Annotated in this window: 18 protein-coding genes; 15 read left to right on the plus strand and 3 right to left on the minus strand. The window is 63.3% G+C overall.

Annotated elements, in window-relative coordinates; genetic code table 11:
• Positions 1-172 precede the first annotated feature (172 nt).
• From AC1RMG_RS22030 to AC1RMG_RS22050, 5 genes are all read left to right on the plus strand, one after another.
• Entirely contained in the window at positions 173-1,087 is a 915-nt protein-coding gene (locus AC1RMG_RS22030; RefSeq protein ID WP_493170299.1) for a LysR substrate-binding domain-containing protein, read from the plus strand.
• A gap of 309 nt (positions 1,088-1,396) precedes the next feature.
• Positions 1,397-1,888, plus strand: coding sequence for a 5-(carboxyamino)imidazole ribonucleotide mutase (purE, locus tag AC1RMG_RS22035; protein ID WP_011064291.1), 492 nt, complete (start codon positions 1,397-1,399; stop codon positions 1,886-1,888).
• Between the two features lie 11 nt (positions 1,889-1,899).
• Positions 1,900-2,982: a 5-(carboxyamino)imidazole ribonucleotide synthase gene (locus AC1RMG_RS22040; protein ID WP_077934962.1), complete on the plus strand. Its 1,083-nt coding sequence runs from the start codon at positions 1,900-1,902 to the stop codon at positions 2,980-2,982.
• A 107-nt stretch (positions 2,983-3,089) separates the two neighbouring features.
• Positions 3,090-3,335: a GlsB/YeaQ/YmgE family stress response membrane protein gene (locus AC1RMG_RS22045; protein WP_011064289.1), complete on the plus strand. Its 246-nt coding sequence runs from the start codon at positions 3,090-3,092 to the stop codon at positions 3,333-3,335.
• A gap of 137 nt (positions 3,336-3,472) precedes the next feature.
• The gene (locus AC1RMG_RS22050; protein ID WP_011064288.1) at positions 3,473-4,009 is read left to right on the plus strand and encodes a DUF3299 domain-containing protein; all 537 of its coding nucleotides are present in this window, start codon (positions 3,473-3,475) and stop codon (positions 4,007-4,009) included.
• Positions 4,010-4,114: 105 nt separating this feature from the next.
• Here AC1RMG_RS22050 and AC1RMG_RS22055 read toward each other — a convergent pair whose 3' ends face one another.
• Both AC1RMG_RS22055 and AC1RMG_RS22060 read right to left on the minus strand, forming a co-directional pair.
• Positions 4,115-5,014, minus strand: coding sequence for a D-hexose-6-phosphate mutarotase (locus AC1RMG_RS22055; RefSeq protein ID WP_493170301.1), 900 nt, complete (start codon positions 5,012-5,014; stop codon positions 4,115-4,117).
• Between the two features lie 58 nt (positions 5,015-5,072).
• Entirely contained in the window at positions 5,073-5,477 is a 405-nt protein-coding gene (locus AC1RMG_RS22060) for an acyl-CoA thioesterase (protein WP_003229628.1), read from the minus strand.
• A 394-nt stretch (positions 5,478-5,871) separates the two neighbouring features.
• Between AC1RMG_RS22060 and AC1RMG_RS22065 the strand changes: the two genes are divergently transcribed.
• From AC1RMG_RS22065 to AC1RMG_RS22110, 10 genes are all read left to right on the plus strand, one after another.
• The gene (locus tag AC1RMG_RS22065) at positions 5,872-7,170 is read left to right on the plus strand and encodes an MFS transporter (protein WP_019094638.1); all 1,299 of its coding nucleotides are present in this window, start codon (positions 5,872-5,874) and stop codon (positions 7,168-7,170) included.
• A 241-nt stretch (positions 7,171-7,411) separates the two neighbouring features.
• Positions 7,412-8,395: a phosphate ABC transporter substrate-binding protein PstS gene (locus tag AC1RMG_RS22070; protein WP_011064285.1), complete on the plus strand. Its 984-nt coding sequence runs from the start codon at positions 7,412-7,414 to the stop codon at positions 8,393-8,395.
• Positions 8,396-8,869: 474 nt separating this feature from the next.
• Positions 8,870-10,903 (plus strand): ABC transporter permease subunit, encoded by a 2,034-nt coding sequence (locus AC1RMG_RS22075; RefSeq protein ID WP_176876769.1) that lies wholly within the window; start codon positions 8,870-8,872, stop codon positions 10,901-10,903.
• Positions 10,904-10,918: 15 nt separating this feature from the next.
• Positions 10,919-12,589, plus strand: coding sequence for a phosphate ABC transporter permease PstA (gene pstA, locus AC1RMG_RS22080; RefSeq protein WP_011064283.1), 1,671 nt, complete (start codon positions 10,919-10,921; stop codon positions 12,587-12,589).
• A gap of 186 nt (positions 12,590-12,775) precedes the next feature.
• Positions 12,776-13,609, plus strand: coding sequence for a phosphate ABC transporter ATP-binding protein PstB (pstB, locus tag AC1RMG_RS22085; RefSeq protein ID WP_011064282.1), 834 nt, complete (start codon positions 12,776-12,778; stop codon positions 13,607-13,609).
• Positions 13,610-13,730: 121 nt separating this feature from the next.
• Positions 13,731-14,492 (plus strand): phosphate signaling complex protein PhoU, encoded by a 762-nt coding sequence (gene phoU / locus AC1RMG_RS22090; protein WP_011064281.1) that lies wholly within the window; start codon positions 13,731-13,733, stop codon positions 14,490-14,492.
• A 166-nt stretch (positions 14,493-14,658) separates the two neighbouring features.
• On the plus strand, positions 14,659-15,618 hold the full coding sequence (locus AC1RMG_RS22095) for a response regulator (protein WP_019093932.1): 960 nt from the start codon (positions 14,659-14,661) through the stop codon (positions 15,616-15,618).
• A gap of 682 nt (positions 15,619-16,300) precedes the next feature.
• Positions 16,301-16,636, plus strand: coding sequence for a type II toxin-antitoxin system RelE/ParE family toxin (locus tag AC1RMG_RS22100; RefSeq protein WP_210671418.1), 336 nt, complete (start codon positions 16,301-16,303; stop codon positions 16,634-16,636).
• Complete coding sequence (locus AC1RMG_RS22105; RefSeq protein ID WP_011064278.1) at positions 16,629-16,943, plus strand: helix-turn-helix domain-containing protein; 315 nt, start codon at positions 16,629-16,631, stop codon at positions 16,941-16,943. Before AC1RMG_RS22100 ends, AC1RMG_RS22105 begins: the two co-directional genes overlap by 8 nt.
• 61 nt (positions 16,944-17,004) lie before the next feature.
• Positions 17,005-17,901: a peptidoglycan DD-metalloendopeptidase family protein gene (locus tag AC1RMG_RS22110; RefSeq protein WP_493170304.1), complete on the plus strand. Its 897-nt coding sequence runs from the start codon at positions 17,005-17,007 to the stop codon at positions 17,899-17,901.
• A 30-nt stretch (positions 17,902-17,931) separates the two neighbouring features.
• On the opposite strand, the gene AC1RMG_RS22115 is transcribed toward AC1RMG_RS22110, so the two are convergent.
• Positions 17,932-19,272, minus strand: a complete 1,341-nt coding sequence (locus AC1RMG_RS22115; protein ID WP_011064276.1) for a hemolysin family protein — start codon at positions 19,270-19,272, stop codon at positions 17,932-17,934.
• Between the last annotated feature and the right edge of the window lie 62 nt (positions 19,273-19,334).

Raw genomic sequence — 19,334 nt, forward strand, 5'->3', positions numbered from 1 at the left:
CATCTCGGTAGGGACCCGGTCTGTGCCGGGAACGCTGCGAATCCTAGGCCGAAGGGATTTTTTGGGCCAATGCTGTTAAACACTGGGCTATGCATATTCGGCATAATGCCGGTGTGACGCCGGGTTGCCGGCGAGCGTGTGACCTAAAATGGTGCGTGTCCGGGAGGACGTGATGAATCTGGAAAGCAAATGGCTCGAGGACTTCAGTGCCCTGGCCGCCACCCGCAGCTTTTCCCAGGCTGCCGAGCGACGTTTCGTGACCCAGCCGGCCTTCAGCCGGCGGATCCGCAGCCTGGAAGCGGCCCTGGGCCTGACCCTGGTCAACCGCTCGCGCACGCCGGTGGAGCTGACGGCAGCGGGGCAGTTGTTCCTGGTGACCGCGCGCACCGTGGTCGAACAGCTCGGCGAGGTGGTGCGTCACCTGCACCACCTGGAAGGCGGGCAGGGCGAGGTGATGCAGGTGGCGGCTGCCCACTCCCTGGCGCTGGGCTTCTTCCCGCGCTGGATCGCCCAACTGCGCAACGAAGGGCTGAACATCGCCACGCGGCTGGTGGCCACCAACGTCGGTGATGCGGTGCACGCCCTGCGCGAAGGCGGTTGCGACCTGATGCTGGCCTTCTATGACCCGGACGCAGCCTTGCAGATGGACTCGGAAATCTTCCCCTCGCTGCACCTGGGGCACACCGAGATGCTCCCGGTGTGCGCCGCCGATGCCCAGGGCAAGCCGCTGTTCGACCTGGAAGGCGAGGCCAGCGTGCCGTTGCTGGCGTACAGCGCCGGGGCTTTCCTCGGGCGTTCGGTGAATCTGCTGCTGCGCCAGCGCAACCTGCGTTTCACCACCGTCTATGAAACCGCCATGGCCGACAGCCTCAAGAGCATGGCCCTGGAAGGCCTGGGCATTGCCTGGGTGCCGCAACTGAGCGTGCGCGCCGAGCTGGCCCGGGGCGAGCTGGTGGTCTGCGGCGGGGCGCAATGGCATGTGTCGCTGGAGATTCGCCTGTACCGCTGCGCCCTGGTGCGCAAGGCCAACGTACGCTTGCTGTGGCGCAAGCTGGAAGGCGCTGCCGCGCAAGCTGCGGCCACGTAGGAGCCGGCTTGCCGGCGAAGGCGTCGGCCGGGAGGGCGGTGATCGCAGGGTGGGCCTGTTCGCTGGCAAGCCAGCGCCTGCGAGGGGGGGGCGGGATTGACCTTGGAGTCAATAAAACCGGGGTTTTGCGCCGGAAATACTTTGTTTTGCAGATGGTCGGCGAAAGTGCGTTTAACGCGCCTTTTTCGGTATACTGCGCGGCCTTCGGCCGGTTCGCCTGGCCATAATTCGTACAATTTAAGCCACGCATTTCGCGTGGCTTGTTGTTTTTGACGCGCCTGCGGGCGCCCAGAGAGAAGAGGCACGACGATGAGTGCACTGGTTGGCGTGATCATGGGCTCCAAGTCCGATTGGTCCACCCTTAGCCACACCGCCGATATGCTGGAAAAGCTCGGCATCCCTTACGAGGTGAAGGTGGTTTCCGCACACCGCACCCCGGACCTGCTGTTCCAGTACGCCGATGAGGCTGAGGCGCGAGGCATCGAGGTGATCATCGCCGGTGCCGGCGGCGCGGCGCACCTGCCGGGCATGTGCGCGGCCAAGACCCACCTGCCGGTGCTGGGCGTGCCGGTGCAGTCGTCGATGCTCTCGGGCGTGGATTCGCTGCTGTCCATCGTGCAGATGCCGGCCGGCATCCCCGTGGCCACCCTGGCCATCGGCAAGGCGGGCGCGATCAACGCGGCGCTGCTCTCGGCGAGCATCCTGGGCGCCAAGCACCCGCAGTTCCACGCGGTGCTGAAAAAATTCCGTGCTGAACAGACAGACAGCGTCCTGGACAATCCAGACCCGCGCGTCGCCTGAGGTTGTTGACGATGAAGATCGGTGTAATCGGTGGCGGCCAGTTGGGCCGCATGTTGGCCCTGGCGGGGACTCCGCTGGGAATGAACTTCGCTTTCCTCGACCCGGCGCCGGATGCCTGTGCCGCCCCTCTGGGCGAACACCTGCGGGCCGACTACGGCGACCAGGACCACCTGCGCCAGCTGGCCGATGAAGTGGACCTGGTGACCTTCGAGTTCGAGAGCGTGCCGGCGGAAACCGTGGCCTTCCTCTCGCAGTTCGTGCCGGTCTACCCGAGCGCCGAAGCCCTGCGCATCGCCCGCGATCGCTGGTTCGAGAAGAGCATGTTCAAGGACCTGGGGATTCCTACTCCGGAGTTCGCCGACATCCAGTCCCAGGCGGATCTCGACGCCGCCGTGGCGCGCATCGGCCTGCCGGCCGTGCTCAAGACCCGCACCCTGGGTTACGACGGCAAGGGCCAGAAGGTCCTGCGCAGCGCCGCCGACGTCGAAGGCACCTTCGCCGAACTGGGCAGCGTGCCTTGCCTGCTGGAAGGCTTCGTGCCCTTCACCGGTGAAGTCTCGCTGATCGCCGTGCGCGCCCGTGACGGTGAAACCCGTTTCTACCCGCTGGTGCACAACACCCACGACAGCGGCATCCTGCGCCTGTCGGTGGCCAGTAGCGACCACCCGTTGCAGGCCCTGGCCGAGGACTACTCCAGCCGCGTGCTCAAGCAGTTGGATTACGTCGGCGTAATGGCTTTCGAGTTCTTCGAAGTGGACGGCGGCCTCAAGGCCAACGAGATCGCTCCGCGGGTGCACAACTCCGGGCACTGGACCACCGAAGGCGCCGAGTGCAGCCAGTTCGAGAACCACCTGCGGGCGGTGGCCGGCCTGCCCCTGGGCTCCACCGCCAAGGTCGGTGAGAGCGCCATGATCAACTTCATCGGCGAAGTGCCGCCGGTGGACAAGGTCATCGCCATCGACGACTGCCACCTGCATCACTACGGCAAGGCCTTCAAGGTCGGGCGCAAGGTCGGCCACGCCAACCTGCGCTGCGCCGATCAGGCGACCCTGCAAGCGCAGATCCTCAAGGTGCAAGCGCTGATCGCCGAGTAACAAATCCTCCGGCTGGCGGGAACCTTCGTTTCCCGCCGTTCTCTGATAGCAGGATGCCAAAGTGCTGGCTAGGCTTTGGCTTGATCCCCCCTTACAGAGGAACAGCCATGGGCATTATTGGAACCATTTTCATCGGCTTGATCGTTGGTCTGCTGGCGCGCTTCCTCAAACCGGGAGACGACAGCATGGGCTGGATCATGACCATCCTGCTGGGTATCGGCGGTTCGCTGGCGGCCACTTATGGCGGCCAGGCGCTGGGTATCTACCAGGCTGGCCAGGGCGCCGGTTTCATCGGTGCACTGGTGGGCGCGATCGTCCTGCTGGTGATCTACGGCTTCGTCAAGAAGAGCTGAACCACGCTACAAGCCCCCTCTGCCGTCCGCGCGGAGGGGAGCCTTTTTCTTCATCTGAAACTTCAACGCATCTGACGGTCTGGGCACTAGAATGCCCGGGTTTTCCCGTCCTTCCCTTTTGACCGAGCCACCCTCACATGCGCCGTCTTCTATTGACCTTTGTTCTGCTGGGCTGCGGCCTGGCCCAGGCTGGCGAACTGCCGGAAACCGATTGGCTGGAGCTGATGCCCAAGTCGGACCAGAAGGCCCTGGAGCAGATGCCGGAAATCGACCACAACTCCCCGGAAGCCAATGGCACCTTCACCGAAAAGGGCGGCCTGAAGCAGAGCAAGGGGTTGCCGGCGGTGATGTATTCCACCAAGACCGTGCCGGCCATGAATGACAAGCAGATCCGCATCGGCGGTTATCCGGTGCCGCTGGAAGCCGATGCCAAGGGGCGCAGCACGCTGTTCTTCCTGGTGCCGTACCCGGGCGCCTGCATCCACGTGCCGCCACCGCCGCCCAACCAGCTGGTGCTGGTGCGTTTTCCCAAGGGCTTGAAGCTGGACGACATCTACACGCCGCTGTGGGTGACCGGCACCCTGAAGATCGAGAAAGTCAGCAACGACCTGGCCGATGCCGCCTACGCCCTGGATGCGGCGAAGGTGCGGGTGGTCAAGGAATCGGATCTCTGAAGCGGCGCATTTGAACGCCGCTGAACGGTAGGAGCCGGCTTGCCGGCGAACGCGGTCTTGAGGGCCTCTTCGCTGGCAAGCCAGCTCCTACGGGGCAGGTGGGGGTCAGAGCGGGGCGGCGCTGATGCTGACGCTCAGGGTGTGGCTGGCGCCCGGGGCCAGGGTGACGATGTCGTCCATCACGTTGGCGGTCTCGATGCACAGCATGCGCTGCCAGCCGTCGTCGGCCATGTCGCTGAATTGGGCAGCGCGGTCGATCCAGGGGTTCCAGATCACCGCGGTGCGCGAGCCTTCGCTGCGCAGGCGGATCCGTCGTTGCCAGTCCGGATCGACGATCTCCAGCTGCGCCGGGGCGTTCAGGTAGATGCGGTCGGTCTCGCCGGTAAAGTGCAGGCTGCCGCTCTGGACCTTGGTCTTCCAGTCTTCCAGGGTCTCGATGTAGCTCAGCCCGTCCACGCCTTCGACCTGCACCTGGCGCACATCGCTGACCGCGAAGTAGCTGTGCAGCGCCTGGCTGATGCTCACGCTTTCAGTGCCCAGGTTGTGGCTGCTGAGGCAGATGTGCAGTTGCTGGTCGAGGCGGATGCTCAGGCGCGGTTCCACTTGATGGGGCCAGCCGGGAAAACCACCCGCGGGGCAGGGCAGGCGCAGCTCCACCAGCAGGCTGTCGCCCTGGCTTTCGATGCCCAGCAGTTCCCAGTCGGTGGCCCGCACCAGGCCGTGGGCCGGCGCCGGGTCAGTGCCTTGGCGCATGGCCTGCACCGCCTGCGGGTTGCGGGCAAAGTTGCCGAACCAGGGCCAGCACACCGGCACCCCGGCGCGGATGCTCTTGCCGCGCTTGAACACGGCCTCGTCGTTGAGCCAGATCAGCGGCTGTTGCCCGGCCACTTGATAACTGAGGATGTGCGCGCCCTGCTGGGCCACCAGCAGTTCGGCGTCACCGTGGCGGATGCGCCAGCAGTTCAGTTCATCCAGTTTTACCGTTTCGACCTGGGGCGTAGGCATGCTGCTGTTCTCGTTCGCAAGGTGTGGGCTGCTATGGACCGCAGAACGGTCATCAGGTTTAGCGCGCGCGCGGCGGAACCGAGCGGGTGCGGCCACTGCCATCGATGGCGACGAATACGAACACCGCCTCGGTGACCTTGCGCCATTCGCTGGACAGCGGGTCGTCGCTCCACACTTCCACCATCATCTGGATCGAGCTGCGGCCGATCTCCAGGGTCTGGGTATAGAAGGACAGCTGCGCGCCCACCGCCACCGGCACCAGGAACGCCATGCGGTCGATGGCCACCGTGGCCACCCGGCCACCGGCCACGCGGCTGGCCATGGCGGTGCCCGCCAGGTCCATCTGCGCGACCAGCCAGCCGCCGAAAATATCGCCAAAGCCGTTGGTTTCACGGGGCAGTGCGGTGATTTGCAAGGCCAGGTCGCCTTGCGGGATTGGATCTTCTTGTTCGAGTTCTATCATGCCGGGGGGCCTCTGACCCGTGACGCTTCATGGGTACTTCAGGTGAATAGCCGTCTTCAGGAAAAACGATTCAGCCCGAACATACTACGTTCGTCACGTTCTTTCTAAGGCGTGCTAAAGGGAAACTCTGCGAAATCGACTGGCGCTGGCCAGGGCCAGGGGCGCGCAGCAGCGTTTTCGCACAGCAACCCTTGCCAGAAGCGGCTTTGCGCTTCGAGGTCTGCGAGTATATCGGTCGATAGACTCCGCGACGACCCGTCCAGTTCGCAAATTTGTGAGTCATTTGTGCGCCGCTGTGTACGCATTCGAACAATTTGCTATCGTGCCGAACCTGCCAGGCCCCAACCAGCGCTGTTGCGGCTTCCAGAACCGACTAATAAGAGAAGCCCTTGCCATGACCACTGTGCCCTCGAGCGCCGCGCAGCCTGCGCAACCCGCCCGTCCGTTGACCCGTAGTGACTACAAGACATTGTCCCTGTCTGCCCTGGGCGGGGCGCTGGAGTTCTACGACTTCATCATCTTCGTGTTCTTTGCCACCGTGGTCGGCAAGCTGTTCTTTCCGGCGGACATGCCCGAGTGGCTGCGCCTGATGCAGACCTTCGGGATCTTCGCGGCCGGTTACCTGGCGCGGCCCCTGGGCGGGATCGTCATGGCCCACTTTGGCGACCTGCTGGGGCGCAAGAAGATGTTCACCCTGAGCATCTTCATGATGGCGGTGCCGACCCTGATCATGGGCCTGTTGCCGACCTACGCGCAGATCGGCATGTGGGCGCCGATCCTGCTGTTGCTGATGCGGGTGATCCAGGGGGCGGCCATCGGTGGTGAAGTGCCCGGGGCCTGGGTGTTCGTTTCCGAACACGTGCCCCAGCGGCATATCGGCTATGCCTGCGGCACCCTGACCTCGGGCCTGACTGCCGGGATTCTCCTGGGGTCGCTGGTGGCCACTGCGATCAACAGCATCTATACCCCGGTGGAAGTGGCGGATTACGCCTGGCGGATCCCGTTCCTGCTGGGTGGGGTGTTCGGCCTGTTCTCGGTGTACCTGCGCCGCCTGCTCCACGAAACCCCGGTGTTCGCCGAACTGCAACTGCGCAAGGCCCTGGCCGAGGAACTGCCGCTGCGCACGGTGCTGCGTGATCACCGCGGGGCGATCGTGATTTCCATGCTGCTGACCTGGCTGCTGTCCGCCGGGATCATCGTGGTGATCCTGATGACCCCCACCGTGCTGCAGACCGTCTATAAATTCCCGGCCATCACCGCCCTGGAGGCCAACAGCCTGGCCATTATCTTCCTGAGCCTGGGCTGCGTGGCCTCGGGTGCCCTGGCGGACCGATTCGGTGCGGGCAAGGTGTTCGTGTTCGGCAGCGCCTTGTTGCTGGTCACTTCCTGGACCTTCTATCACGGCCTGCTGGACAACCCGCAGTGGCTGTTCCCGCTGTATGCCCTGACCGGCCTGTTCGTCGGCACCATCGGTGCGGTGCCTTATGTGATGGTCAAGGCGTTCCCGGCAGTGGTGCGCTTCAGCGGCCTGTCGTTTTCCTACAACCTGGCGTACGCGATCTTCGGTGGCCTGACGCCGATGGTGGTGACCTGGCTGCTCAAGGAAAGCCCCATGGGCCCGGCCTATTATGTTGCAATTATTTGCGGCATCGGCCTGCTGGTGGGGCTGTACCTGTGGGCCAAGGGCCGCTGACCACCACCCTGTAGCCGCTGCCGCAGGCCCTGCTGTGCGCTGAAGGGCGCCGCGACCCTGCGGGTCGATCGCAGCCTGCGGCAGCGGCTACAGAGGTTTTTATCGCCGAACAAAGAAAGGCCAGCTTCCGTTCAGGAATGCTGGCCTTTCATCTAATTGTCATATTCCGGACATAGAGTGTTCACACGGCCTACAGATACTTGGCCCCGACTTAACACACCCTATCTGCTAGGAGTAAGGCATGAAACTGAAGCGTTTGATGGCGGCAATGACCTTTGTCGCCGCTGGCGTTGCGACTGCCCACGCGGTTGCCGCTGTTGACCCTGCTATCCCGAGCTACACCAAGACCACTGGTGTGTCGGGCAACCTGTCCAGCGTCGGTTCCGATACCTTGGCGAACCTGATGACCCTGTGGGCCGAGAACTACAAAAAGGAATACCCGAACGTCAACATTCAGATTCAGGCCGCCGGCTCCGCCACCGCGCCACCCGCGCTGACCGAAGGCACCTCCAACCTGGGCCCGATGAGCCGCAAGATGAAGGACACCGAACTGGCGGCCTTCGAGCAGAAGTACGGCTACAAGCCAACCGCTATCCCGGTGGCCGTGGACGCCCTGGCGGTGTTCGTGCACAAGGACAACCCGATCCAGCACCTGACCATGGAACAGGTCGACGCGATCTTCTCCTCGACTCGTCTGTGCGGCGCCAAGGAAGAAGTGAAGACCTGGGGCGACCTGGGCGTGAAGGGCGACCTGGCCAACAAGCCGGTTCAGCTGTTCGGTCGTAACTCGGTATCCGGCACCTACGGCTACTTCAAGGAAGAAGCCCTGTGCAAAGGCGACTACAAGCCTAACGTCAACGAACAGCCTGGTTCGGCGTCGGTGGTGCAATCCATCAGCTCCTCGCTGAACGGCATCGGCTACTCGGGCATCGGCTACAAGACCGCCAGCGTGAAGACCGTGGCCCTGGCCAAGAAAGGCAGCACCGACTTCATCGAAGACACCGAAGAAAACGCCCTGAACGGCAAGTACCCGCTGTCGCGCTTCCTCTACGTCTACGTCAACAAGGCCCCGAACAAGCCTCTGGCCCCGCTGGAAGCCGAGTTCGTGAAACTGGTCCTGTCCAAACAAGGCCAGGAAGTGGTCGTCAAAGACGGCTACATCCCACTGCCAGCCAAGGTGGCCGCCAAGGCACTGGCTGACCTGGGCCTGAAAGAAGGCGCATAAGCCGCCTCCGAAGGTCCGGGCTCCCCGGACCTTCTCGTTTTCGTAGGAGTTGGCCGGGCGGCGTAAGCGCCCGAAAGGGCGACCCAGGCTCAAGGCTGGTGCGCCGGCCAGCCGGCTCCTGCAACCTCATTTTTCTGTCCGCTGCCGGCCCTGCCATGCGGCGGATTTGTTGCGTCACTGCATTGTCATCTTTCTGTCATACAGGATCGCTAGGGTGTGCGCATGAATGATCTGGCCAACTCCACCATGACTACGACTTCTCCCCCCAAGCGCATTGACTTCAATACGCCTGAACTGCAACGCAAGCGCCGCATCCGCGCGCTCAAAGACCGCCTGACCCGTTGGTACGTCCTTGTCGGCGGCCTCGCGGTACTGGGTGCTATCACCCTGATCTTCTTCTTCCTCGCCTATGTCGTCGCGCCGCTGTTCCAGGGTGCCGAACTGACCGCCAAGGACCCTCTGACTCCCGCCTGGATGCAGGACGCCGGCAAGCCGCTGATGTTCTCCCTGGAAGAGCAGAACCAGGTTGGCATGCGTGTCTCCGACAAGGGCCAGGCGCTGTTCTTCGACATCGACAGTGGCGCCGAGCTGCGCAAGGTCGACCTGCCGATCCCGGCGGGCGCCAGCGTCACCTCCATCGGCAAGGACCAGCCCGGCAACCCGCTGGTGGTGGTCGGCCTGTCCAACGGCCAGGCCCTGGTGTTCCGTCATACCTACAAGGTCAGCTACCCGGACGGCAAGAAGACCATCTCGCCGGCCATCGAGTACCCCTACGGCGAGACCCCCATCACCCTGAACGAGCAGGGCGGTGCGCTGGAGCACGTCAACCTCAATGCCACCGATTCGTCGCTGATCGTTGCCGGTTCTACCGCTTCGCAGTTGCAAGTGCTGAAGCTGACCCGCGAAGAAAACATGATGACCGGCGAGGTCACCAGCGAGCAGAGCCGCATCGAGCTGCCGCAGATGACCGAGCCGGTCAAGGCCATGTACATCGACCCGCGCCAGCAGTGGCTGTACGTGATCAACGGGCGCGCCCAGGCCGACGTCTTCAGCCTGCGGGACAAGAGCCTCAACGGTCGCTACAAACTGCTGGAAGACGCAGATACCGAAGTCACCGCCAGCACCCAGCTGGTGGGCGGCATCTCGCTGATCATCGGGACCTCCAAGGGCGGCCTGGCCCAGTGGTTCATGGCCCGCGACCCGGACGGCGAGCTGCGCCTGAAGCAGATCCGCACCTTCCAGATGGGCACCGCGCCCATTGTTGAAATCACCGCCGAAGAGCGTCGCAAGGGCTTCGTTGCCCTGGACGCCGCCGGCAAGCTCGGGGTGTTCCACAGCACCGCCCACCGCACCCTGCTGGTGGACCAGGTGGTAGACGGCCAGGGCCTGTTCGGCCTGTCGCCACGGGCCAACCGGGTAATCGTCGAGGCCGGCGGCAAGCTGCAGCCCCTGGTGCTCGACAACCCGCACCCGGAAGTGTCCTGGAGTGCGCTGTGGAGCAAGGTCTGGTACGAGAACTACGACGAGCCTAAATACGTCTGGCAATCCACCGCGGCCAACACCGATTTCGAACCCAAGCTGAGCCTCTCGCCCCTGACCTTCGGCACCCTGAAGGCGGCGTTCTACGCCATGCTGCTGGCGGCGCCATTGGCGGTGGCGGCGGCGATCTACACCGCCTACTTCATGGCCCCAGGCATGCGCCGCAAGGTCAAGCCGGTGATCGAGCTGATGGAAGCGATGCCGACGGTGATCCTCGGTTTCTTCGCCGGCCTGTTCCTCGCGCCCTATGTCGAAGGCCACTTGCCGGGCATCTTCAGCCTGCTGCTCCTGCTGCCGATCGGCATCCTGGTGGCGGGTTTCGCCTGGAGTCGTTTGCCCGAGTCGTTGCGCCTGAAAGTGCCGGAAGGCTGGGAAAGCGCGATCCTGATCCCGGTGATCATCTTCGTCGGCTTCCTCTCGCTGTACATGAGCCCGTTCATGGAGAACTGGTTCTTCGGTGGTGACATGCGCATGTGGATCTCCCACGACCTGGGGATCACCTACGACCAGCGCAACGCCCTGGTAGTGGGCCTGGCCATGGGCTTTGCGGTGATCCCGAACATCTACTCGATCGCCGAAGACGCCGTGTTCAGCGTGCCGCGGGGCCTGACCCTGGGCTCCCTGGCCCTGGGCGCCACGCCGTGGCAGACCATGACGCGGGTGGTGATCCTCACCGCCAGCCCGGGGATCTTCTCGGCGCTGATGATCGGCATGGGCCGCGCCGTGGGCGAGACCATGATCGTGCTGATGGCCACCGGCAACACCCCTGTCATGGAAATGAACCTGTTCGAAGGCCTGCGCACCCTGGCCGCCAACGTCGCGGTGGAAATGCCCGAATCGGAAGTCGGCGGCAGCCACTACCGCGTGCTGTTCCTCTCGGCGCTGGTGCTGCTGCTGTTCACCTTCGTCATGAACACCCTCGCCGAGCTGATCCGTCAGCGTCTGCGCAAGAAATACTCGTCGCTTTAAGAAAGGTAGAAGTCTGTGAAACAGAACTCCCTAAAAGACTGGTTCAAGAGCGGCGCCCCCGGCGTCTGGATCAGCGGTGGCGCGGTGTCCATCGCGGTCATCATGACCATCGGCCTGCTGGCGGTGATCGCCGTGCGTGGCCTCGGCCACTTCTGGCCAGCCGACCTGGTGCACGCCAACTACGACGTTCCGGGCCAGGCCAACCACCTGGTCATCGGTGAAGTGGTGCAGAAGGAAGAAGTGCCCCGGGCGCGCCTGAAGAGTGCCGGCCTGCCGGTGCCCGACCAGGGCCCGGAGTTCATGACCCGCGAGCTGATCAAGGTCGGCAACCGTGACCTGAACGGCAACGACTTCACCTGGATCGTCGGCGAGTGGCTGACCAACCAGAGCTACCCCAAAGAGCTGATGGCCATCGAGCGCCGTGAGTGGGGCAACTTCTACGGCTACCTGGTCAACGTCAAGGAAAGCGGCAAGGTGATCGCCGAAGGCGAAGCCGCCTGGCCCGAGCTGCAAGCGCGGATCGACCGGGTGAACAAGCTGGCCGCCCAGCTCAAGACCCTGGAGAAATCCGACATCGGCGCCATCAACGCCGGCCTGGAACGCATCCGCCTGCACGGCCGCAAGCTGGAGCTGGACGGCAAGCTGGATGCCGCGGCCCAGGCCGACATGGATGCCGAGCGCGCCGAACTCAATGCCCGCTACCAGGACATCGAGGCGCGCCTGAGCGACCTGCACGCCCAGTTCAACCGCGACAGCCTGACCGCCCGTGATGCCAACGGCAAGGAAGTGGAGATCGGCCTGGGCAAGGTGGTACACGCCTACCAGCCGAACGCCATGGGCACTTTTACCAAGATCGGTTTCTACTTCAGCAAGGTCTGGGAGTTCCTCAGCGATGACCCGCGCGAAGCCAACACCGAGGGCGGTATTTTCCCGGCCATTTTCGGCACCGTGATGATGACCCTGATCATGGCCATGATCGTCACCCCGTTCGGCGTGCTGGCAGCGGTCTACCTGCGTGAATATGCCAAGCAGAACACCCTGACCCGGGTGATCCGCATTGCGGTGAACAACCTGGCGGGGGTTCCGGCCATCGTCTACGGTGTGTTCGGCCTGGGCTTCTTCGTCTACGTGCTGGGCGGCTCCGTGGACCGTCTGTTCTTCCCCGAAGCGCTGCCGGCGCCGACCTTCGGCACCCCGGGCCTGCTCTGGGCTTCCCTGACCCTGGCGCTGCTGGCGGTGCCGGTGGTGATCGTGGCCACCGAAGAAGGCCTGGCGCGGATTCCCCGCACCGTGCGCGAAGGTTCCCTGGCCCTGGGTGCGACCAAGGCCGAGACCCTGTGGAAGATCGTTCTGCCCATGGCCAGCCCGGCGATGATGACCGGGATGATCCTCGCGGTCGCCCGCGCTGCCGGTGAAGTGGCGCCGCTGATGCTGGTGGGTGTGGTGAAGCTGGCGCCGTCGTTGCCGCTGGACGGTAACTACCCGTACCTGCACCTGGACCAGAAGATCATGCACCTGGGCTTCCACATCTACGACGTCGGCTTCCAGAGCCCCAACGTCGAGGCGGCGCGGCCGCTGGTGTACGCCACCGCGCTGCTGCTGGTGCTGGTGATCGCCACCCTGAACCTGTCGGCGGTGTGGATCCGTAACCACCTGCGTGAAAAATACAAGGCACTGGACAGCTGATCGGCTGGCTTGTGTGGACGCTGGCTTGCGTAGGAGCTGGCTTGCCAGCGAAGGCGCCCACAAGGGCGACGCAGGGCTTCAAGGCCTCTTCGCCGGCAAGCCGGCTCCTACGGAACAGAATGATGTCGCCGCTGGCCTGATGCCTGCGGTTCACGACAAACGAATTGGTAGCACAGGGAGCATCCCATGCAACACGAAGCACACACTCATGGCATCAACATGTCCGCCCTGGGCCGCGACAAGCAGAGCCTGAGCCTGGAACAGGAAACCGTGGCCATCGAAGTGCCCGGCCTGAGCCTGTACTACGGCGAGAAACAGGCGCTGTTCGACGTCAGCATGAACATCCCCAAGCAGCGCGTGACCGCCTTCATCGGCCCGTCCGGTTGCGGCAAGTCGACCCTGCTGCGGACCTTCAACCGCATGAACGACCTGGTGGACGGCTGCCGTGTAGAAGGTGCGATCAACCTCTACGGCAACAACATCTACCGCAAGGGCGAAGACGTGGCCGAGCTGCGTCGTCGGGTTGGGATGGTGTTCCAGAAGCCCAACCCGTTCCCCAAGACCATCTACGAAAACGTGGTCTACGGTCTGCGTATCCAGGGCATCAACAAGAAGCGTGTGCTCGACGAAGCCGTGGAGTGGGCGCTCAAGGGCGCGGCGCTGTGGGATGAGGTCAAGGACCGTCTGCACGACTCGGCCCTGGGCCTGTCCGGCGGTCAGCAGCAGCGTCTGGTGATTGCCCGGACCATCGCCGTGGAGCCGGAAGTGCTGCTGCTGGACGAACCCTGCTCGGCCCTGGACCCGATCTCGACCCTGAAGGTCGAGGAGCTGATCTATGAGCTCAAGTCCAAGTTCACCATCGTCATCGTGACCCATAACATGCAGCAGGCGGCGCGGGTTTCCGACTACACCGCCTTCATGTACATGGGCAAACTGGTGGAGTTCGGCGATACCGACACGCTGTTCACCAACCCGGCGAAGAAGCAGACCGAAGACTACATTACCGGGCGCTATGGCTAGAAAGCAGCTGCCAGCCGCAGGTTTCACGCGGCGCAACAGAGGCGGTGCGCGACATCCGGATCACTATTTAACTGCTTGAAGCTTGCGGCTTGAAGCTTGCAACTTTCGCGGAGCGAACACGATGATTTCGAAGGAAGGCTTAACCCATCACATCTCCCAGCAGTTCAATGCCGAGCTGGAAGAAGTACGCAGCCACCTCCTGGCCATGGGCGGGCTGGTGGAGAAGCAAGTCAATGACGCGGTCACAGCGCTGATCGAGGCCGACTCCGGCCTGGCCCAGCAGGTGCGCGAGATCGACGACCAGATCAACCAGATGGAACGCAATATCGACGAGGAATGCCTGCGCATTCTCGCCCGTCGCCAACCGGCGGCCTCGGACCTGCGTTTGATCATCAGCATCTCCAAGTCGGTGATCGACCTGGAGCGCATCGGCGACGAAGCCACCAAGATCGCCCGCCGGGCTATCCAGCTCTGCGAAGAGGGCGAGGCCCCGCGTGGCTACGTGGAAGTGCGGCATATCGGCGACCAGGTGCGTAACATGGTGCGCGATGCCCTGGACGCCTTTGCCCGCTTCGATGCCGACCTGGCACTTTCGGTGGCCCAGTACGACAAGATCATCGACCGCGAATACAAGACCGCGCTGCGTGAGCTGGCCACCTACATGATGGAAGACCCACGCTCTATCTCGCGGGTTCTGAGCATTATCTGGGTGCTGCGCTCGCTGGAGCGGATCGGCGACCACGCGCGCAACATTTCCGAGCTGGTGATTTATCTGGTGCGCGGCACCGATGTTCGTCACCTTGGGCTCAAGCGCATGAAGCAGGAAGTTGAAGGTACCAGTGGCGAATCCGCTAATGTTCCGGATGAAACTGACGATAAGTAAGAGTGCCCGAGAAGAGCGCCCGGCCTTTTGGCCGGGCGTTTTTGTTTGTGCTCCTGGAAATTGAAAAGCAGCACCCGCGAACGAAAAGTCCCGGCGTGACTGAAGAGTTTTGGCAAAGTGCCATCAGCCAGCGTTATGCTTGCCGGGATTTTTAAAGGGGTGGTCGATGAGTAAGGTAAGTGTGTTGGTGGTGGATGACGCTTCGTTCATTCGTGACCTGGTGAAGAAGTGCCTGCGCAACTACTTCCCTGGCATCAAGATCGAAGACGCGATCAATGGCAAGAAGGCCCAGGCGATGCTCGCCCGTGAAGCCTTCGACCTGGTCCTGTGCGACTGGGAAATGCCGGAAATGTCCGGCCTTGAGCTGCTGACCTGGTGCCGCGAGCAAGATGCGCTGAAGGCCATGCCGTTCATCATGGTCACCAGCCGGGGCGACAAGGAAAACGTGGTGCAGGCGATCCAGGCCGGGGTTTCCGGTTATGTGAGCAAGCCTTTTACCAACGAACAGCTGCTGACCAAGGTCAAGCAGGCGCTGAACAAGGTCGGCAAGCTCGATACCTTGATGAACAGCGCGCCGACCAAGATGAACTCGGCCTTTGGCAACGACTCCCTGAGCGCCCTGACTGGCGGCAAGCCGGCGGTGGTGGGGGCGGCTTCCGCTCCGGTCAATCCGTTCGCCAAACCGGCGGCTGCCGCCCCGGCTCCAGCTCCAGCGGCAGCAGCGCCGGCCCGCGGTTTGCTCAACAGCCCTCCGGTCAAGGCCCCGGCGCCTGCGGCAGCGGCCGGTGGTGGTCGTGGCCAGGGCCAACTGCGGCTGTCCAGCGGCAACCAGCAGTGTGTGATCAAGGCCCTGAGCATCAAGGAAGCCTTGCTGGTGGTGAAGCGCACCGACAGCCTGCCCCAGGTGCTGGAGAGCGCGGTGCTGGACCTGGAGCAGGGCGACAACGCCGAAGTGGCGCGGCTCAATGGCTACCTGCATGCGGTGGTGGCCTTTGAACCCAAGCCGGACAGCGAGTGGCTGCAGCTGACTTTCCGCTTCGTGGACCAGGATGCCCAGAAGCTCGACTACATCTCCCGCCTGATCGCCCGCGGCACCGCCCAGAAGCACTTCGTTCCCGGCGCTTGATCCTTGTCGGCCGCCTCGCTGTAGGAGCTGGCTTGCCAGCGAATGCGCCCGCAAGGGCAGCACAAGGCTTGAAGGCCTCTTCGCCGGCAAGCCGGCTCCTACGGTGGCAGGTGCGTAAGCCGCGAGAACACCCTCTTGCTGTGTAGGAGCTGGCTTGCCAGCGAAGGCGCCCACAAGGGCAGAACAAGGCTTGAAGGCCTCTTCGCCGGCAAGCCGGTTCCTGCGGCGGCAGGTGCGTAAGCCGCGAGAACACCCTCTTGCTGTGTAGGAGCTGGCTTGCCAGCGAAGGCGCCCGCAAGGGCAGCACAAGGCTTGAAGGCCTCTTCGCCGGCAAGCCGGCTCCTGCGGTGATGGGAGGCTGCGGAAATCTGCTGAAAACACTTTCCCACTGCGGGCTTTTGCCGGCCGCCGAGGCGGGCTGCTGCGTCATCCCGCTATCGAGCGAGCAACTCGCAACATAGGCCGTAACCCTCAAGCTACAAGGCGTGCTCCGCCCCCCTCGGTACTTTCCGCCGTACGTCAGATTAATTTCTTTGCGCTTGATTTATATCTGTTTGGATATAGATTTCAGGTGGCGCGCTCTTTTGTTCACCCCTTGCGGCCATGCCTTGAAACAACCCGGCGCGACCGGTCCTGGCCGTGTTGATTAGCCTTGTTCCTGGTCATTAACAGGAGAGGTTCGATGCCCAGGCACAAGGATGTGGTGTTTGTCGGGAGCGCGCTGCGGGATCTCAGGGCATTCCCTGAAGATGCCCGTCGGGCCGCCGGTTTCCAGCTGGATCTGCTGCAGCAGGGCGAACAGCCCTACGATTGCAGGTCGGTGAAAACCATTGGCCCGGGCGTTTTCGAGATCAGGATTCATGAGGACTCCGGGGCGTTTCGGTTGTTCTATGTGGTCCGGCGGGCCGCGGCCATTTATGTGTTGCACGCGGTGCGCAAGACCACCCGCAAGACCGAGGCGCGGGATATCGAGCTGGCTCGTGCCAGATTTCAGCAAGCAGGTTCACGCCATGACTGACCAACCGATCAACCAGCGCTTTGCCAGTGTCTGGGATGCCCTTGAAGCCACCCCCCAGGAGGCCGCCAACATGCGCTTGCGGGCCAAGCTGATGCTGGAACTGGGCAAGACCGTGCAGGCCTGGGGGGTGTCGCAGAAGGAGGCGGCCAGGCGCCTCAATATCACCCAGCCCCGGCTCAACGATGTGCTCAGCGGCAAGATCAACAAGTTCTCCCTTGATGCGCTGGTCAACCTCTGCGAGGCGGCGCAACTGGGGGTGGACATCCACTTCGACGCTGGCGGCATTGAACCCTTGGCGCCCGCCTGATTCATACAAGCTCCATATCAGGCTGCTAGCGTGATTCCACCCTCTGCCAAGAAGCTGCCGAATGTTTGTGCGCCTGCTGTTTTTCTGTGGATTGTCTTTAGCCGCCACGTCGCTGGCGGCGATGACTGTGTACAAGTCCATCGACGCCAATGGCGTGGTCTCCTACAGCGACCGGCCTTCGCCGGGGGCCCAGGAGTTCGTGTTCCGCGACCGCATGGTGGAGCACCTTGAGCGCCAGGTGCGCCTGGATATCCAAAAGCACAGGGGGGTGGATGCGGTGTATGTGCGCAATGACCTGTATGCCCCGGTGGAAGTGGAATTGAGCTTTGCCGGGTTGAACAATGTCAGCGGCGCTCCGGGGCAGCCGATCCGCCAGGTGCTGCCGGCCCGCAGCAGGCAGCGCCTGGCGCTGCTCACGGCAATTCGTGCCGATCAGCCCTTGAGCTATGTCCCCAGGTTCCGTTACTCCCTGGGGGACCCGGCAGGGGCCACCCAGGCCTACCGCTACCCGCTGCCCTGGCGTGGCGGGCCGTTTCGCCTGACCCAGGGGGCCAATGGCCAATACAGCCATTTCGGTCCCAGGAGCCGTTATGCCATGGACATCGCCATGCCCGTGGGCACGCCGATCATCGCCGCCAGGGGCGGAGTGGTGGTGAAGACCGAGAATGCCCAGAACGGCCGGGGCAACAACCCGGCGGGCAACTTTGTCCGGGTGCTGCACGACGACGGCACCATGGGCGTGTACCTGCACCTCAAGCAAGGTTCAGTCAGCGTGCGGGAAGGGCAGCGGGTGGCGGTAGGCAGCCCGTTGGGGTTGTCGGGCAATACCGGCAACAGCAGCGGGCCACACCTGCACTTCGTGGTACAGCGCAATACCGGGTTGGGGCTGGTGTCGATTCCCTATCAGTTCAACCAGCCGCTGGGGGATCTGCCGAATTTTGCCTTGGGCAAACAATGACCTTTGCCGGCGAACGGGCCGAATGGCCCGTCAATCCAGCATCAACACCTTGGCCAGGATGATCTTCGGCCCTTTCATCTTCTTGATGATGATGCGCAGGCCTTCGACCTCCAGTACTTCTTCCTCTTCCGGCACCCGTTTCAGGGTTTCGTACACCAGGCCGGCGAGGGTTTCGGCCTCGATATGGTCCAGGTCGATGCCCAGCAGGCGTTCCACCTTGAACAGCGGGGTGTCACCGCGCACCAGCAGCTTGCCCGGCTGGTAGGCCAGGATGCCGCGCTCGGTCTTGCGGTGTTCGTCCTGGATATCGCCCACCAGCACTTCAAGCACGTCTTCCATGGTCAGGTAGCCAATGACCTTGCCGTCGGCTTCTTCCACCAGGGCGAAGTGCGAGCCGCCCTTGCGGAACTGCTCCAGCAACTGCGACAGCGGCATGTGCCGGGATACACGCTCCAGCGGGCGGGTCAGCTCGGCCAGGTTGAACGACTCGGGAATGTGGTCCAGGGCCGCCAGTTCCAGCAGCAGGTCCTTGATGTGCAGCAGGCCGACGAATTCGTTGCGCTCGCTGTCGTAGACCGGGTAGCGGCTGAACTTGTGGCGGCGGAACAGGGCGAGGATTTCCTTGAGCGGCGCGTTGAACTCGACGCTGATCAGGTCTTCCCGGGAATTGGCCCAGTCCACCACTTCCAGTTCGCCCATTTCCACCGCCGAGGCCAGTACGCGCATGCCCTGGTCGCTGGGGTCCTGGCCGCGGCTGGAGTGCAGGATCAGCTTGAGTTCTTCTCGGCTGTAGTGGTGTTCGTGGTGCGGGCCGGGCTCGCCCTGCCCGGCGATGCGCAAGATGGTGTTGGCGCTGGCGTTGAGCAGGTAGATGGCCGGGTACATCAGCCAGTAGAACAGGTACAGCGGCACCGCCGTCCACAGCGACAGCAGCTCCGGCTTGCGGATCGCCCAGGATTTGGGCGCCAGCTCGCCGACCACGATGTGCAGGTAGGAAATGATGAAGAACGCGGTGAAGAACGACACGCCGCGGATCACTTCCGGAGAGCTCACGCCCAGGGCGCCCAGCAGCGGCTCCAGCAGATGGGCGAAGGCCGGCTCACCGACCCAGCCCAGGCCCAGGGAGGCCAGGGTGATGCCCAGTTGGCAGGCCGAGAGGTAGGCGTCGAGCTGGCTGTGCACGGTGCGCAGGATCTGCCCGCGCCAGCCGTTCTTGTGGGCAATGGCCTCGACCCGGGTCGAGCGCAGCTTGACCATGGCGAACTCCGCCGCAACGAAGAAGCCGTTGAGCAGGACCAGGATCAGAGCAAAAAGAATCATGCCGAAGTCGGCGAAAAGAGACGCGAGGGTAAAACCAGGGGAAGGGTCCATGATGGAGTTTTGCGGGTTCCGTGTATTCGAAAAGGAAGGAAATGCGGTGCCTGAAAGGCAGG

It is taken from the genome of Pseudomonas sp. GW822-FHT04H02 (assembly GCF_058800645.1).